The sequence below is a fragment of the Sphingomonas sp. R-74633 genome (assembly GCF_013416555.1).
Taxonomy (GTDB): Bacteria; Pseudomonadota; Alphaproteobacteria; order Sphingomonadales; family Sphingomonadaceae; genus Sphingomonas.
Genome location: NZ_JACCFG010000002.1, coordinates 349,919 through 366,300 on the forward strand (window position 1 = coordinate 349,919; position 16,382 = coordinate 366,300).

The following is a 16,382-nucleotide window of genomic DNA, read 5'->3' on the forward strand; positions in this document are numbered from 1 at the left end:
GTAAGGGCTGCTGCGCCCTCCCCCCGCCAACCGTGCCGGTTGCCCACGGGCAGGCTTACCGGCGACTAAGGTTCAACCGCGCATGCCCGAACCGCACCCGGACGATTAGGCCCATATTCAGATAAGTATTTTGCTTTTTTAATTTGCTTTTTGAATCGGATTATCCCGAAATGCGGTCAGAGTCGCCCACCACAAGGGCGGCCGAACATGGGACGAGGATCATGGGCATCAACGCGCGCGCCCTGCGGGGCGCCCTTCTCGCTGTATTTGCGATACCGGCCTCCGCCTTCGCGCAGGACGCCGACCCCGCCGGCTCGGGCGCGCTGGTTTCCGCCGTGACCTGGCTGCAGGGCACCCTGCTCGGCACCGTCGCGACGGTGGTGGCGGTGATCGCGGTCGCGTCGGTCGGCTTCCTGATGCTCACCGGCCGGATAAACTGGCGCTACGGCGCCACGGTGATCCTGGGCTGCTTCATCCTGTTCGGTGCGGCGAGCATCGTCGCGGGAATCCAGTCGACCGCGCAATCGAGCCTTTGAAATGAACGGGCTGGAGCGCGATCCGCTCTTCGTCGCGCTCACGCGTCCGCAGATGTTTGCGGGCGTGACTTATAGCTATTTCGTCGCCAACGCGATCATCGCCACCGAATTGTTCCTGATCTTCAAATCGATATGGGCGCTGGTCGCAGCCCTGGCGGTGCATCTGATCGGCGTGCTCGCCTGCCTGCGCGAGCCGCGCTTCTTCGATCTATGGCTGGCGCGAGTCAGCCGCTGTCCGCGCGTACGCAACCACAAGATCTGGCAATGCAACTCCTACCGGCCCTGACCCGCGACCCCAGGGTGGTGGCGAACGAGGCACCAGCCGGACGGCATTTGCCCTATGCGCGCCACGTCGACGATCGCACGATCGAGACACGCGACGGCATGCTGATGCAGGTGATCCAGCTGCGCGGCCTGCTGTTCGAGACGGCGGACACCGAGGAGCTGAACTATCGCAAGCGGCTGCGCGATGCGATGCTCCAGTCGATCGGCTCATCGCGCTTCGCAGTCTACTACCATGTCGTCCGGCGCGCGATCGAACCCACGCTCGATGCCGAATTTCCCGATGCTTTCTCCGCCCAGCTCGACGCGGCGTGGCAGGCCCGCCTTGCCGAGCGCAGGCTCTACACCAACGACCTGTTTCTGACGCTGGTGCGCCGGCCGCTTCAGGGGCGCATGGGCCTGCTCGAACGACTGCGCGGCAGCTCGGCCACGGCCAACACCGTACAGGATCTGCGCGCCCTCGATACGGCGCGCGAGGCGCTGATCGCCACGCTTGGCAGCTACGAGCCGCGGCTTCTCTCGGTCTATCAGGCCGCGCAGGGCAATTGCTCCGAACCGCTCGAATTCCTGTCCTCCCTCTATCACGGCGAGGTCCGGCCGGTGCTGCTGCCGATGCAGGATCTCGGCGCCTATCTCCCCTATCGCCGCATCAGTTTTGGGCAGGAAGCCATCGAGTTCGGCCCCGCCGGCGACTCTCCCCGCAGCTTCGCCGCCATGGTCTCGATCAAAGACTATCCCGGCCAATCGGCCCCGGGCATGCTCGACGAACTGCTTCGCCTGCCCTTCGAGATCACGCTCTCGCAGAGCTTTGCCTTTGTCGAGCGCCAGGCGGCACTCGCGCGTATGAACCTGACGCTCAGGCGCATGCGCTCGGCGGAGGACGAGGCGGTAAGCCTGCGGGCGGAGCTTTCCGGCGCCAAGGATGAGGTCGCCGCCGGCCGCGCCGGCTTTGGCGAGCATCACATGACGATCGCGGTGCGCGGGCACAGCCTGGAGGAGGTTGACCAAGGCGTCGCCGAAGTCCAGGCAACGCTTGCCGAGATGGGCATCATCGCCGTGCGCGAGGAAATCGCGCTCGAGCCCGCCTTCTGGGCGCAGTTTCCGGGAAACTTCAAATATATCGCCCGGCGCGGCCTGATCTCGACCGCCAATTTCGCCGGCTTCGCCAATGGCCACAATCTACCCCATGGCAAGGCGGCGGGAAATCATTGGGGCGAGGCAGTGACCTTGCTGGAGACCACGGCGGCCGGTCCCTATCACTTCAACTTCCACCATGGCGACCTGGGCAATTTCACCGTGATCGGCCCGTCCGGCTCGGGCAAGACGGTGGTGCTCAACTTCCTGCTCGCCCAGGCGCGCAAGTTCAGCCCGCGCATCATCTTCTTCGACAAGGACCGCGGCGCGGAGCCGTTCCTGCGCGCGGTAGGCGGGCGCTACGACCTGTTGCGCCCCGGCACGCCCTCGGGCCTCAACCCGCTCCAGATTGCCGACGAGCCGGCCAACCGCCAGTTCCTGATCGATTGGGTGGCGCTGCTCGCGGGCGGCGCGGACATCGACGAGATTGCCCAGATCAAGGATGCGATCGACGCCAATTATGGCCAGCCGCTGGAGCAGCGCCGCCTGCGTCATCTTGCCCAGCTGTTCCGCGGCAGCCATCGCCCGCACGCCGCAGACCTGTGGGCACGGCTGCGTCCCTGGTGGGGCGAAGGCGAGCGCGCCTGGCTGTTCGACAATGAAACCGACCTGACGGACCTGACTGCCCACACGGTCGGCTTCGACATGACCCAGATCCTTGACGACCCCGCCGTGCGCACCCCCGCTATGATGTACCTGTTCCACAGGGTCGAAGAGCGGCTCGACGGCACGCCGGCGATCATCGTGGTCGATGAAGGTTGGAAAGCGCTTGACGACGACGTGTTCGTTCGCCGGATCAAGGACTGGGAAAAGACGATCCGCAAGCGGAACGGCATCGTCGGTTTCGCAACCCAAAGCGCGCAGGACGCGATCGAGAGCCGCATCGCCAGCGCAATCATCGAGCAGGCGGCGACCCAGATCTTCATGGCCAATTCAAAGGCGCGGCATAGTGATTATGTCGAAGGCTTTGGGTTGACCGAGCATGAATATGAGCTGGTGCGCACCCTGCCCGACAGCGCGCGCTGCTTCCTGATCAAGCATGGCAATGAAAGCGTCGTCGCGCGGTTGAACCTGGGCGGCGAGCGCGAACTGCTCACCGTGCTCTCGGGCCGCGAACGCACGGTGCGGCTGCTCGACCAGATCCGCGCCGAGCATGGCGAGGATCCGGCGGCGTGGCTGCCCCGGCTGGTGGAGCTCGCATGAGCTGCCCCGGCATCGTCGAAAGCGCCTATCTGCAGAGCGTCCTTGGCTTTGTCGACTGCCAGGCGCGGACGATCGGCGCCGCCAGCTATCAGGCGGCGGTGCCGGGATCGTCCTTCTCGCTGCTGAGCACGGGATTGCTCACTTTGTCCGTTGCCTTTTTCGGCTATCGGCTGGTTTTTGGCGACACGCCCAATGTGCGCGAGGGCGTGCTGGCCGTGGCCAAGATCGGTATCGTGCTGGCGCTTGTCACCAGCTGGAGCGCCTATCGCACGCTCGCCTATGATGTGGCGATGCACGCGCCGGCCGAGCTCGTGGCGAGCGCCGGCGCGGGCGCCGACATGCCGGGCACCACGGGCGATCTGGTCGAGCGCCTGCAACAGGTCGATGACGCGCTGATCGCGCTCAACGCGCTCCGCCCACCCGCCGCAAAAGGCCAGCCGGCCGCTGCCACGCGCACTCCGGCCGAGCCGATCAGCGTGATCGATCCCTTTGCGCTCGGTACGGCGCGGGTTACCTTCCTTGTGGCGACGATCGCTGCCTATGCCTCCGTCCGCCTGGTCACCGGGCTGCTGCTGGCGCTCGGTCCGTTCTTCATCCTGCTTTTGCTCTTCGAGGGCTCGCGCAGCCTGTTCGAGGGCTGGATCCGTGCGCTGGTCGCCGCGGCGCTGGGGGCAGTGGCCGTGACCATCCTGCTCGGCGCCGAGCTTGCATTGCTCGAACCCTGGCTCACCGACTTGCTTTCCCGGCGTGTGACAGGCCCCTCGGCCGACGCGGCAATGACCGAATTGTTCGTCACGGCCTTCGCCTTCGGCCTGACGATGCTCGGCGGCCTGGGCATGGCCGCACGCGTCGCGATGGGCTTCCGGATGGGCGTGGTGTGGCGCGGCATGACGGAGCGCATCGTGGCCAGCGCTGCCGGCGCCGAGCGGTTCGTTCAAAGTACATCCGAGCGAAGCCATCAGCCGCCTGCTGCGCATCAATCGCGCGCAGAGGCCGTGGCCGAAGCCGTGTCGCGTACCCAGCGGAGAGAGGCCGCGCCCGCCGCCTCTGCGGGCAACCCCACCGCACGCCTGCCCGACGCCACCAATCTGCGCGGGATCACACCGGGCAAGGCCACGCCGCTCGGCCAGACCAGCCGCCGGACCCGCACCCGGGTCTCGGCCAACGCCACACGACGGGATTCGGGAACATGAAGCACAAGGCGCGCGAGGCGCTGGACGCCTATTATCGCGAGGCCGGCAGTTGGGCCGAGGATCGCCAGGACATGCTTGGCCGATCCCGCCGCGTTGCCTGGGTCGTCGCCGGCGTCGCCTGCTCGGTTGCCCTGCTCGAGGCCATGGCGCTGATCGTGCTCACACCGCTCAAGACGGTGGAACCCTATACCCTGCTCGTCGATCGCCAGACCGGCTTCGTGCAGGCGCTCAAGCCGCTGGACGTGCAGACGATCGCGCCGGACAAGGCGCTCACCCAGTCGTTCCTCGTCCAATATGTGATCGCGCGTGAAAGCTTCGACGCGACCGCGCTCCAATCCAGTTACCGCAAGGTGTCGCTCTGGTCCGAAGGCCCTGCACGCAGCGCCTATGTGGCGGGCATGCAGGCATCGAACCCAGATAGCCCGCTCAACCGGTACCGGCGCACGACGCAGATCGAGACACGCGTGAAGAGCGTTTCGCCGATGGGCGGGAATGCGGCGATGGTGCGCTTCGAGACCGTGCGGCACGACGCGGGCGGCACGGTGCAGCCGGCCAACGCCTGGGTCGCGGTGCTCCACTATCGCTATTCGGGCGAACCGCTCCGGCTTGAGGACAGGTTTGTGAACCCGCTCGGCTTCGGAGTGACGCGCTATCAGCGCAACGCCGAGGCATTGCCTGCCGTCGAACCGGAACACTCCCCGCCCCCTGCAGTCACCCCAACGCCTGCTGAGGCACAGGCCGCGACGGGGACAGCGCCATGAAACATACCCTTGCGCTCCTGCTTGCCCTGCCGCCCGGTGTCGCCGCTGCGCAAGTGACCCCGCAACCCGATGCCGGCGACGCGCATATCCAGCTGGTCGACTACAGGCCCGAGCAAGTCATCCGCGTCGAAGTCGCGCCGGGCTACCAGGCAACGATCGAGCTCGCCGCGGACGAGCATATCGAGAATGTCGCCCTGGGCGACAGCGGCGCCTGGCAGGTAAGCGCGAACCGCCGTGGGGACCGGCTTTTCATCAAGCCGACCGTGGCGGGCATCACCACCAACATGGCCGTGGTGACCGACACGCGGCTCTATAATTTCGAACTTGTCCCCGGCATTGGTGTGGCCAGTGCATGGTCCGTGCGCTTTCGCTATCCCGGCGCCGGTGCCCAAAGTCCGGGCGCTGCCGGCGACAAGGTCGTCGGCCGCTACAAGGTGCGCGGCGAGGAGACACTACGACCGAGCGGCATCCATGACGATGGCGTCCACACCTATATCGAATGGCCCGAGGACAAGGCGCTTCCGGCGATCTACGCACTGAATGGTCAGGGGAAGGAGACGCTGATCAACGGCATGATGCGCGACGGGCGGATGGTGATCGACAGCGTGCAGGATGCGCTGATCTTCCGGATCGACAAGCAGAAGGCGCGGGCGGTGCGCGTCGTGCAGCAACCCTGATGGCATCGGCCTCGCCCCCAGTCGGTGATCCGCGCGACGTCGCGGATCGGACAACGCTCCCTACCGTGGCGCGCGCACGCGGCGGCGCGCCCGCCTGGGTGATGGCGCTCGTGGCAATCGGGCTTGGCCTGGTGTTGTTCGTGGCTCTCGACGCACGCCGGCGGACGCTGAGCGCCCCGGCGGTGCATCCGCGTACCGGCGAAGCGCTTTCCACCCCTTCCGAAATCGCGCCCCTGTTCATTCCGCCTGCGCCGGAGCCCGCCCCCGTCTTGGCGCTTCCGTCGCCCGTGCCGTCTCCCGTCCTGCCATCCTTGCCGGCAGTCCGGCCGCAGCCGCCCGTTTATTCGCCCCCCGCCTATCAGACGCCTCCACCGGCACAGGAGCAGCCGGCGCCCGCACGCGCCGCCGGGGAGCCGGCGCTGGTGATCGACTCCACTTCCGGCAATTCCGGCCGCCGCCCACCAGCGGATGGAGAACCGGCCGCCAAGCCCGGCGTCTCCGGCACGCGCACCGGCGTGGGCGTGCTTGCCAACCGCGCGACCACGGTACCCCAGGGCACGCTGATCCCCGCAGTACTCGAAACCGCGCTCGACTCGACCAGTCCGGGCCTCGCCCGCGCGCTGGTCTCGCGCGATATTCGGGGCTTCGACGGCAGCCGCGTGCTGATCCCGCGGGGCAGCCGCCTGATCGGTGAATTCGGCGCGGACACGCAGAACGGCCAGAAGCGAATGCTGGTCAACTGGACCCGCCTGATCCGCCCGGACGGGGTTACGATCGCCATCAACTCACCGGCAACCGATCCGCTCGGCCAGGGCGGCATCAAGGCAAGCGTGAACTCCCACTTCTTCGCGCGCTTCGCCGGCGCGATCCTGCAATCGGCGCTCAACGTGGGCGTGAACCTAGCCTCGCGCGCCGCCGACAGCTCGGTGATCGTGGCGCTGCCGAACATGGGAACCAGCGCGACACCGCCCCAGAACAGCAACGACATCAGGCCGACGTTGAAGGTGAAGGCCGCAGCGAGCATCTCGATCTTCGTTGCGCGCGACCTGGACTTCACAGGGGTCGAGGATCGTGAGTGAGGTCGTGGTGCCGCTCGACCCCCAGGTCTATCTCACCGCCTATCTGACGCCGCTGGCCGGCATATTGGCGCGCACCGACGTGACCGACATCTATGTGAACTGCCCGGGCGAGATCTGGGCAGAGTCGCTGGGTGGCGGCGTGGAACGGCACCTGGCGCCGGACCTCGATGAGGCGACACTGGCCAGGCTAGCGCGACAGATCGCAGCGCTTTCCCACCAGGGAATCAGCCGCGAGCACCCGTTGCTTTCGGCCAGCCTGCCCGACGGATCGCGCGTGCAGATCGCCGCGCCCCCCGCCACGCGCGGATCGATGGCGATCGCGATCCGCAAGCACATCTCGCCCGATCTTGCGCTCGACGATTATGTCGCGTCGGGCGCCTTTGCCGATACCCGGCGCGGCGTGACGCCGGGCAAGTCGGAGATCGACCTGCGCCTGGCCGACATGCTGGCCGTAGGCGACATTGCCGGGATGCTCGCCACCGCGGTGAAGGCGCGCAAGAACATCCTCGTCTCGGGCGGCACATCGACGGGCAAAACCACCTTCCTGAACGCGCTGATTCGCGAAATTCCCGCGGACGAGCGGCTGATCCTGATCGAGGACACGCCCGAACTGCACCAGCATCACGCCAATCTGGTCGGCCTGCTCGCGGTGCGCGGGGCGCTGGGCGAGGCGCGCGTGAACGCTACGGACCTGCTGGCCGCCTCGCTGCGCATGCGACCGGACCGGATCATCCTGGGCGAGTTGCGCGGCGAAGAGGCCTATACCTTCCTGCGCGCGATCAACACCGGCCATCCCGGCTCGATGACCTCGGTCCACGCTGATTCCGCCGAACGCGCGATCGAGCAGATCGTGTTGCTGGTGCTGCAGGCGGGCACCCAGCTCAGCCGCGACGATGTCCGCCACTATGTGCGCAGCACGGTCGACGTCTATGTCCAGCTCGAGCGGGTCGCAGGACGGCGCCGTGTGTCGGAAGTGCTGCTCGCCTAACCTTAGGTCGGGTAATCCGACATTTGCTGGACCTTATCCGCATAAGGGAACGGGTCGCCCGTCTCCTTCAGCCAGGCGAGGATCAGCGCATCGAGATGCTCCATCAGCGGCCGCTGCGCGGGGTCCGCGGCCAGATTCTTGAGCTGATAGGGATCGGCGACATTGTCGTAGAGCAGCCAGCGGCCTGAATCGGCGACCGCATAAGTGTGCGTCGTCGTGCGGATCCCGCGAAACACCGGCAAATTGACCAGCGGGGGGTAGCGGGCGGTGTTCGGTGGAGACTTGCGCGCGGGGCCGGGGCCGGGGCCGTCGCCATCGTCTTCCTTGCCGCCATCGTCGGCGTTCATCAGGAAGGCATGTTCGGGCGCCTTGGCGAGCGGCTCGCCACGCATCACCGCCGACAGGTCGCGGCCCTCGCAATGCTTGGGCACCGCTATGCCAGCCAGCCCGCAGATCGTCGGGTAGATGTCGATCGCGGCGAACAGCGTGTCGGACTTGGCCTTGGACTTGGTGACGCCCGGATAGCGCACGATGAATGGCACGCGGACCGCTTCCTCGAACGGACATTGCTTTTGCATGCGGCCGTGCGAGCCGAGCATCTCGCCATGATCGGAGGTGAATACGACGATGGTGTTGTCCGCCTGCCCGCTCTCGTCGAGCGCCTTGAGCAGCCTGGCGAACTGCTCGTCGATGCCGGTGATTGCGCCGTAATAGTCGAGCATCACCTTGCGCAGCCCGGCTTCGTCGCGAAGCGCAGAAACCGGATTCTCCATGTCCTTCATCGAGAAGCGGACATTGGGGCGCAGCTTGAAATCGTCGGAGTGATAGGGGCGTTCATGCTCCGGAATCGCCTGATAGGGCGGGTGCGGCGGGTTGTAGGAGACGACCATCATCCACGGCTCGTCCGGCGCCTGCTTCCGGCCTTCTATGATGCCCACCGCCTGATCGGTCATCGCAATCGGCGACCAGCCATCGGGCTGCTGGCGGGCGCCCGTGTCCGGATCATAGGTGAACGAACCGAAATGCGCGGTGGTCTTCTCCCACACGTGCCAATCGTCGAAGCCCATGCGATCCGGACCGACCGGGATGAACTTGTTGCCATGGCCGAGATGCCATTTGCCGACATAGGCGGTATGATAGCCCTGGCCCTTGAACAGCCGCCCGAGCGAGAGTTCGTCCGCCTTGATGTTCACATTGTTGCGCCACAGCCCGGTCTGGTGGGGCCAGCGCCCGGTCATGAACATGCCGCGATACGGCGTGCACAAAGGATAGTTGGAGACGCACTGGTCCATCGAGAAATTGGCGCGGCGAAAGGCGTCGAGCGCCGGCGCGATCACCGAGCTGTAGGGCTCGCCCGGCAGCGATGCGGCGCGGTGCTGGTCGTCGAAGACGTAGAGCAAATTGGGCCGCTTGCGTTTGGTTGCAGCGAAGCTGGTGCCCGATGCACCGATCAGCGTCGCGGTAGTCGCCTGGAGAAATTGCCTACGCTTCATCACGCACCTGCCTTGAATGTCACTGCCTACGGCCGATCGATGCCCTGGGGATGTCCGCCGCCGGGCGGCCCATAAGCGAGCGGCGGATCGGCATATTTGGACGCTTCCTGCCACCACAAAGCCTGCAATCCGGCGACCTTGTCGGGATATTGGGCCGAGACGTCGGTCGACTCCGAAAAGTCCCTGCTGGTGTCGAACAGCTCCCAATGCTCCTGCTCGAACGGCTTGCCCTTGTCGTGCACCGCGACGGCCTTCCATTGCCCCGAGCGGATCGCGCGGCTGCCGCGCAGCTCGAAGAACTGGACCGGCCGGCCAGCCTTGGCATCGGCCGAGGCGAAGCTCGCGCGGACCGAAGCGCCCGCGACCGGGATCTGCTTCTCGCCATTCACCGTGTCGGCAAACTGCGCGCCCGCGACATCGAGGATCGTCGGCGCGAGATCGATGATGTCGACCGGCTGGGAGCGGATGCCGCCCGCATCCTGGATCCCCCTGGGCCAGCTGATCACCAGCGGATCGCGCGTACCCCCGGCATAGGGCCAGACCTTGTAGCGCCGGAACGGCGTGTTCCCCGCCCAGGCCCAGGGGCGCTGGTAGATCGGCTGGGTTCCGGGTGACCCCATCTCGTCGAGATGCGCCAGCCGTTCCGCCAGGCTCGCCTTGTCATGATACGGCGTCCAGAACCCGCCATCGGCATCGCCCTCGGCGGCGGCACCATTGTCCGAGGCAAGGATGATCAGCGTGTTGTCGTAGCGACCGGACTGTTTGAGATAGGCGATCAGCCGTGCGAGCTCACTGTCGGTCTGTTCGATAAAGGCGGCATAGACTGCCATCGAATGCGCATATAGACGCTGCTGGTCGGGGCTGAGGCTGCTCCAGGCCGGGTCCGCCGACGAGCGCTCGGTCAATACCGCGTCGGCCGGTATGATCCCGACTTGCTTCTGCCGCGCGAACCGGGTCTCGCGCAGCCTGTCCCAGCCTCCGGCGTAGCGATTGCCGACCCGGTCGATATAGGATTTCGGCGCCTGGATCGGCGCGTGCGCTGTGCCGAGCGCGAGGTACAGGAAGCTCGGCTTGCCGCTCGCCTTGCCCGCCTTGAGATCAGCGATGGCGTGATCGACCAGATCGACGGTGAGATTATAGCCCTTGGTCTCGGGCGCCGCGATCGGCGTGTCTTCATCGACCAGCTTGGGATGCCATTGGTCGGTCCAGCCGCCCATATAGCCGTAATAATGATCGAACCCGCGCTGCCGCGGCCAGGTTTCCTTCAGCGCGCCGTCGTCGCCCGGCCCGCCGACAAACCCGGGCGTGAGGTGCCATTTCCCCAAGGCATAGGTATTGTACCCGCCGGCCTTCAGCGCCTCCGCAACGGTCTGCGCACGCAACACGAGCCCGCCCTGGAATTTCGAATTGTCGTGCGGGTAAAGCGCCTTGGCGTGGGACGGGAGATCCTCCATTCCCACGCTCTGGTTGTTGCGGCCGGTGAGCAGCGCGGCCCGCGACGCGCCGCAGATGGCACGCGTATCGAAATGGTTGAAGCGCAGACCCGCCTGCGCCAGCGCGTCGATCGTCGGCGTCCGGATCTCCGAACCAAAGGCGCCGAAATCCGAGAAGCCGACATCGTCGAACAGGATGACGATCACGTCCGGTCGGGTATCGGCCTGTGCCGGGCTGGCCACCGGCGCGGGAGCGCTCGACTGGGCCGTCGCGGGTGTCGACAGGCTCGTGGCCGCCAGCAGCGGCAGCACGCGCCACAAAGACGCTTTCCTCATTCCCTCTCCCCCGCGGCCTTGTTGGAAAATGCGCCGCAATCGGTTGTGCCCGCATTAATATGATATTTCTTTGCGGTGCCAGGCCTTTTTGATACGCAGGCGCGAAGAAAAGGGCTCGAGCCCTTCCAGCACCGAGAGGAAATCCGATGATCCGCGCCCGATTGTTCGCCGCCGCCCTTGCTGCGCTCGCTGCCGGCGCCGCGATGCCTGTGGCCGCGCAAGGCGTCCACCGCGATCGCGAGGCCGACATCCGCGGCGGCATCTATGTCACCTCGGATGCGTATAACGCGCCGCAAATGTGGAAGAATTTCAATGCCAAGGAGATCGATCGCGACCTTGGCTATGCGCAGAAGATCCACCTCAACGCGCTGCGCGTCTGGGCGAGCTACGAATATTGGCAGACCAACCCCGCGGACTTCCAGGCCAAGTTCGACCAGTTCCTGGCGCTTTCACACAAGCACGGCATCCGAATCCTGATCTCGCTGTTCGAGAATGACGGCGTTGCGCCGACGCCCGAGCATATGTGGTCGATCGATCCCAAAACTGCCTTCTCAATCCAGTCGCCCGGCAACAAGATCGCCAACGGGCCGGAGGAAGGCTGGGCGGAGCCTCGCGGCTTCGTCGAGTGGTTCATGAAGCGCTATGGCAAGGACGATCGTCTGATCGCGATCGAAGTGATGAACGAACCGCGCGCCGGCAAGGACGGTGCCAAGGGCACGCTCCCCTTCACCCACGCGATGCTGGCTACCGCCAAGGCGCTCCAGGGCAGCGTCCCGCTGACGGTGGGGACGGCGCGGATCGGCGAAGCCAAGGCGCTCATCCCGCTCGGCATCGACATTATCGAAATCCACAACAACTTCCCGCGCGACCCGGCGGACATGAAGAATGCGATCGAACAGGCGATGGCGGTCGGCAAGGAAGCCAATCTGCCGGTCTGGCTGACCGAATGGCAGCGGGTGCGCCCGGGCGGCAACGGCCGCGGCGGCAAGGGTATCGCCAATGCCGAGCGCGGCCCCGACTATGCGTCGCTGGCATCGACGGTGAATGCCTATCCGGTCGCGACCTTCTTCTGGTCGGTGATGGTGAAGCCCGCCTATCTGCAGCGCCAACGCCATATCGGCACGGTCAACGGACTGTTCTGGCCCGACGGTTCGGTCGTCAGCCTGAAGGACGCCCGCGCCATCGCCGAGGACCCGAAGCTGGTACTTCGCGAAAAGCCGATCCCGGAGACGTTCGGCATGGGTGGGGTTCAGAGCAAGCCGGACGACAAGGCGGACGAATAATCGGACTTGTCCGGCGATATACAGAACGCAGGACGAAGCGCGCTCGGGGCGCGCCGTCCTAGGCGTCAGCCCACATTCGCAAGAGGTTATGGTACACGCCGGTCAGCTCGATCACCGATCGATCGCTGCCGCCGAGCTGGCCGGTCAGGCGCTGGACGCTCTGGTCAAGGTCGAAGAGAAGCCGGCGTGCACCGTCATCGCGCACCATCGACTGCATCCAGAAGAAGCTCGCCACCCGGCGCCCGCGCGTCACCGGCGTCACGTGATGCAGGCTCGACGAGGGATAGAGCACGGCATGGCCGGCCGGCAGCTTGACCCGCTGCTCGCCGAAATGATCCTCGACCACCAGCTCGCCGCCCTCATAGGCTTCTGGCGCCTCGAGAAAGACGGTCATCGACAGGTCGGACCGGATGCGGAAGTCGCTGCCGCGCTGGATGCGGATCGCATTATCGACATGGGTGCCGAAGGTCTGGCCTTCGCCATAGCGGTTGAACAGCGGCGGAAAGACCTTGAGCGGCAGCGCCGCGGCGAAGAACAAAGGCGACTGGCCAAGAGCCTCGAGGATGATCGCCCCGCCTTGGCGATGGGCGTCGCTTCCTTCGGGCAACTGCTCGTTCTGCTTGGCGAGCGCCGACTGCGCGCCCGACGTGACGTTGCCGTCCACCCATTCGCCCGCATCGATAATGGCACGCAGCCGGGCCAGGGCATCGGCGTCGAGCAGGTCGGGTATCGCGATCAGCATAAGGCAGCATCAAGTTCGGGCCAGGACGACGCCTTCAGCCAGTCTCGCGCCTTCTGCACAAAAGCAGGTGTCGCAGTCTCGCGGCAACGAGCGAGCCAGCCGCGTGCCGCCTCGACCTGCCCTGCTTCGAGCAGCATCCGGGCATGGTTGAACGCGCCGCGAAAATCGCCGCCTTCGGCTGCCTGCCGGTAGAAATCCGCCGCTTTCACCATGTCGCGCGCCACCACCCAACCATCTTCGTGGAAACTGCCGACATAGTTGATCGCCTTGGCGTTGCCCATTGCAGCAGCCTTGTTGAACCAGGCTAACGCCGCCGCCTTGTCCTCGGTCAATCCCTCGCCGAGCGTGAGCGAAGTCGCGTAATTGTACATGCCCCATTCGAGACCGCGCTCGGCGGCGATGCGGAAGCACTCGGCCGCCCGAACCTTGTCGATCGCGGTGCCCCAGCCGAGATCATAACAGCGCCCGACCATGTTGAGCGCCATCGGATGGCCCTGGCCCGCCGCCTTGTTGAACCAGGCGAACCCCTCGCGCGCCTGCCCGTCATCGAGCAGCATCTGGCCGAGCACCGCCTGCGCCTCGGCGACACCGGCTTCGGCACCTGCCCGAACGAGCGCCGCCCGCTCCTCCGGCGAACCGGAGAGGCGGGCGGCGATTTCCTCCGAAGAGAGGCTGTCCAAATCTTCGGTCAGAACTTGATCCCCAGCGTCCCGAACGCCGAGCGGCCCGGTGCGATCGAGGCATAGTGCGAGGAATAGACCTGGGTGAAATAGGTCTCGTTGGTGATGTTGTTCACGTTGACGCTCACATCGAAATGCTCGTTGATCTTGTAAGCGATGCGGGCATCGAAACGCCAGTAGCCCGGGATGGTGCGCGAGAGCACCTTCGTGGCCGGGTTGATCGTCACAACGCCCGCCGCAGTCTGCGTCGCGCTGCGATTGTCGGCATAGCCGCCGAACTGGCGGCCCGTGTAGAAGGCACCGCCACCGATGCTCAGCCCGCCGGCGGGCTTCAGGTCGCCCCAGAAGGTGAAGCTGTCCTTGGCGGTCTGCGTCGCCTGGCGGCCAGTGGTGACCGAGGGGACGAGCACGACCTTGGCGGCCTGTGCGCCAACCGCCGCGGCGGTCAGCGCGGTGTAGCCGCCATCGACGATCTTCGGATCGAGATGGGTGTAGCCGCCGAACACCGTGAACCACTTGGTGACGTTGCCGTTGAAATTGAACTCGACACCGCGGATGCGGCGCTTGCCGATGAACTGCACAGTATTGTCCGGGCCCGTGGTGCGGGCGTTGTCCGTATCGGTCTGGAAGGCGGCGGCGCTGAGCGCGAGCTGACCGTCGAAGATGCTCGCCTTGGCACCCACTTCATAGCTCTTGGTCTTCTCGACCTTCAGGCTGTCGAGCAGCGCCAGGTTCGCCGTGGTGTTGGTGGTCGGGAGTGCGTTCGGCTCCTGACCTTCGCCCAGCAGGCTGTTCGGCGGCGTCGCCGCGGTCGCGTAGCTCGCATAGATGCTGGTATTCTGCGTCGGCTTGAACACCAGGCCCGCCTGCCAGTTGAACAGGTCATCGGTGCGCTCGAGCGTGACGGTCTGCGTGGCGCCCGCAGCGAGGCCGGGCGTCACCTTCGAAGTGAAGTGATCGTAACGCACACCGAGGTTGAGGATCAGCGACGGGATCAGCGTGATCGAGTCGAAGGCATAGGCCGAGACGGTGTTTGCCTCGTTCTGGGTCTCCGCGCTGTGATCGCCCTTTACGATCGGGGTCTGCACCGTCGAGGTATCGCTGGTGTAGTTTACCCAGGGGTCGCTCGGGTTCGGATTGAACAGGCTGGTGCAATAATAGCGTGCGATCGTCGCGGTATTGCAGCGTGGGCTCACCGTAGAACCGCTTGCCGAAACATAGGCGCCACGACGCGCCTTCTCCCAGCTTACTTCCGCGCCGATCGCGATGCTGTGCTTGACCGAGCCGGTATCGAAGCTGCCGAACAGATCGGTCTGGTTGCCCAGCGTCTCGGTATAGCCGTAGCGGGTGTTGCCACGCCGCCAGACATAGCCGCCAGTCAGCACGTCGCCGCGCGTGCCGGCGGCGCCCGTGGTCGGGTTGGTCGCCGCGGTGCCATAGACATTGCCCTGGCTGTCGTCGGGCAGCAGGAAGATGTAGTTCTGCTCGTTATAGCTGTAGCGCGAGCTGTTGCGCAGGGTGAGATCGCCAAAGTCGTGCTCGACGCGCAGCGAGGCCTGATGGGTATAGGCGTCGCGGAAGTCGCGGTCCTTGAGGCCGTAGAAGGTGTCGCGCTCGACGGTGCCGCTGACGCCACCCGCAGTAGTAATCCGGCCGATTGCCGGAGTGGTCCAGATCTCGCCCGTGCCCGGCGCGTTGCCGATCGTGTAGAGGAACGGCATGCCGCTGTCGGGCAGCTCGTGGCTCTCGAGATAATAATAGGAAGCGGTCAGGCGGGTATCGCTGCCCAGGCCGATCGTGATCGACGGCGCCACGCCCCAGCGGCGTGCCCAGATCGCGTCCCGCTCGGCGAAGTCCTGATCATGCCACATCGCCGCGACGCGCACACCGATGCCGCCGCCCAGATACTGGTTCACGTCGATCGTGGCGTGCTTGTAGTCGGCGGTGCCGGCACTGGCCGAGGCCGTGATGAAGTTGCGCTGCTGCGGCACCTTGGTGATGATGTTGATCGAACCGCCTGCGCTGCCGCGGCCGCCCAGCGTCGAGTCCGAGCCGCGCACGACCTGGACCTGCTCCACCGCGAACACGTCGCGGGTCTGCGCCGCGCTGTCGCGCACGCCGTCGACAAAGGTCGAGCCCTGGCTGTCGAAGCCACGGATGAAGGGGCGGTCGCCGATCGGGTTGCCGCCCTCGGCCGCGCCGAAGGTAATGCCGGGCACGGTACGCAGCGCTTCGGCCAGCGTGGTCGAGCCAGTCTGCTCGATCACGTCCTTGGGAAGGATCACGACCGAGCGCGGCGTGTTCTCCGCCGTTGCGGTCGCCTTGGGCCCCTGCAGCTCGGGGGCACGCGTGCCGGTGACTAGGATCTGGTCCTTGTCCTGCGCGCTGCGGTCCTGCGCATCCTTGTCGGCATCCGCCGGCACGGGAGTGTTGTTGTCGGCAGCATGAGCGGGGGCGGTCGCGATGAAGCCGACGCAAGCCAGCGCAAGATAGGACGCGCTCGTGCGCGCAGTGGTAACTCGACTCACGGAAAGCCCCTTTGCTTTAATTATTTCGGGGGCA

The 16,382-nt window shown here is 65.9% G+C and carries 14 protein-coding genes; 9 read left to right on the forward strand and 5 right to left on the reverse strand.

Going from position 1 to position 16,382, the window contains the following annotated elements; genetic code table 11:
- Positions 1–221 precede the first annotated feature (221 nt).
- The 8 genes from HZY97_RS07895 (at position 222) to virB11 (ending at position 7,853) form a co-directional block, all read left to right on the forward strand.
- Entirely contained in the window at positions 222–536 is a 315-nt protein-coding gene (locus HZY97_RS07895) for a TrbC/VirB2 family protein (RefSeq protein WP_180142290.1), read from the forward strand.
- Position 537: 1 nt separating this feature from the next.
- Positions 538–822: a type IV secretion system protein VirB3 gene (locus HZY97_RS07900; protein WP_180142291.1), complete on the forward strand. Its 285-nt coding sequence runs from the start codon at positions 538–540 to the stop codon at positions 820–822.
- A complete protein-coding gene (locus tag HZY97_RS07905) occupies positions 801–3,155 on the forward strand; it encodes a VirB4 family type IV secretion/conjugal transfer ATPase (RefSeq protein WP_180142293.1) in 2,355 nt (784 codons plus the stop codon). Before HZY97_RS07900 ends, HZY97_RS07905 begins: the two co-directional genes overlap by 22 nt.
- Positions 3,152–4,348 carry a type IV secretion system protein gene (locus tag HZY97_RS07910; protein WP_180142295.1) on the forward strand — a complete coding sequence of 399 codons (1,197 nt, stop codon included), beginning with the start codon at positions 3,152–3,154 and terminating at the stop codon, positions 4,346–4,348. Before HZY97_RS07905 ends, HZY97_RS07910 begins: the two co-directional genes overlap by 4 nt.
- A complete protein-coding gene (locus tag HZY97_RS07915) occupies positions 4,345–5,109 on the forward strand; it encodes a virB8 family protein (RefSeq protein ID WP_180142297.1) in 765 nt (254 codons plus the stop codon). The genes HZY97_RS07910 and HZY97_RS07915 overlap by 4 nt, the downstream gene beginning before the upstream one ends.
- A complete protein-coding gene (locus HZY97_RS07920) occupies positions 5,106–5,786 on the forward strand; it encodes a TrbG/VirB9 family P-type conjugative transfer protein (RefSeq protein WP_180142299.1) in 681 nt (226 codons plus the stop codon). The genes HZY97_RS07915 and HZY97_RS07920 overlap by 4 nt, the downstream gene beginning before the upstream one ends.
- Positions 5,787–5,887: 101 nt before the next feature.
- On the forward strand, positions 5,888–6,865 hold the full coding sequence (locus HZY97_RS07925) for a TrbI/VirB10 family protein (protein WP_180142301.1): 978 nt from the start codon (positions 5,888–5,890) through the stop codon (positions 6,863–6,865).
- A complete protein-coding gene (gene virB11 / locus HZY97_RS07930; protein WP_180142303.1) occupies positions 6,858–7,853 on the forward strand; it encodes a P-type DNA transfer ATPase VirB11 in 996 nt (331 codons plus the stop codon). The genes HZY97_RS07925 and virB11 overlap by 8 nt, the downstream gene beginning before the upstream one ends.
- A gap of 2 nt (positions 7,854–7,855) precedes the next feature.
- Here the strand turns inward: virB11 and HZY97_RS07935 are convergent, their stop codons facing one another.
- A complete protein-coding gene (locus HZY97_RS07935; protein ID WP_180142304.1) occupies positions 7,856–9,346 on the reverse strand; it encodes a sulfatase in 1,491 nt (496 codons plus the stop codon).
- Positions 9,347–9,372: 26 nt separating this feature from the next.
- The gene (locus tag HZY97_RS07940; RefSeq protein ID WP_180142307.1) at positions 9,373–11,115 is read right to left on the reverse strand and encodes an arylsulfatase; all 1,743 of its coding nucleotides are present in this window, start codon (positions 11,113–11,115) and stop codon (positions 9,373–9,375) included.
- A gap of 146 nt (positions 11,116–11,261) precedes the next feature.
- Between HZY97_RS07940 and HZY97_RS07945 the strand changes: the two genes are divergently transcribed.
- The gene (locus tag HZY97_RS07945) at positions 11,262–12,398 is read left to right on the forward strand and encodes a cellulase family glycosylhydrolase (protein ID WP_180142309.1); all 1,137 of its coding nucleotides are present in this window, start codon (positions 11,262–11,264) and stop codon (positions 12,396–12,398) included.
- 58 nt (positions 12,399–12,456) lie between these two features.
- On the opposite strand, the gene HZY97_RS07950 is transcribed toward HZY97_RS07945, so the two are convergent.
- Genes HZY97_RS07950 through HZY97_RS07960 form a run of 3 tightly spaced genes read right to left on the reverse strand, consistent with a single transcriptional unit; the run spans position 12,457 to position 16,348 of the window.
- The gene (locus HZY97_RS07950) at positions 12,457–13,140 is read right to left on the reverse strand and encodes a Fe2+-dependent dioxygenase (RefSeq protein ID WP_180142311.1); all 684 of its coding nucleotides are present in this window, start codon (positions 13,138–13,140) and stop codon (positions 12,457–12,459) included.
- Positions 13,134–13,820 (reverse strand): tetratricopeptide repeat protein, encoded by a 687-nt coding sequence (locus HZY97_RS07955; RefSeq protein WP_257214955.1) that lies wholly within the window; start codon positions 13,818–13,820, stop codon positions 13,134–13,136. The genes HZY97_RS07950 and HZY97_RS07955 overlap by 7 nt, the downstream gene beginning before the upstream one ends.
- A gap of 8 nt (positions 13,821–13,828) precedes the next feature.
- On the reverse strand, positions 13,829–16,348 hold the full coding sequence (locus tag HZY97_RS07960) for a TonB-dependent receptor (protein WP_373684318.1): 2,520 nt from the start codon (positions 16,346–16,348) through the stop codon (positions 13,829–13,831).
- Positions 16,349–16,382 lie beyond the last annotated feature (34 nt).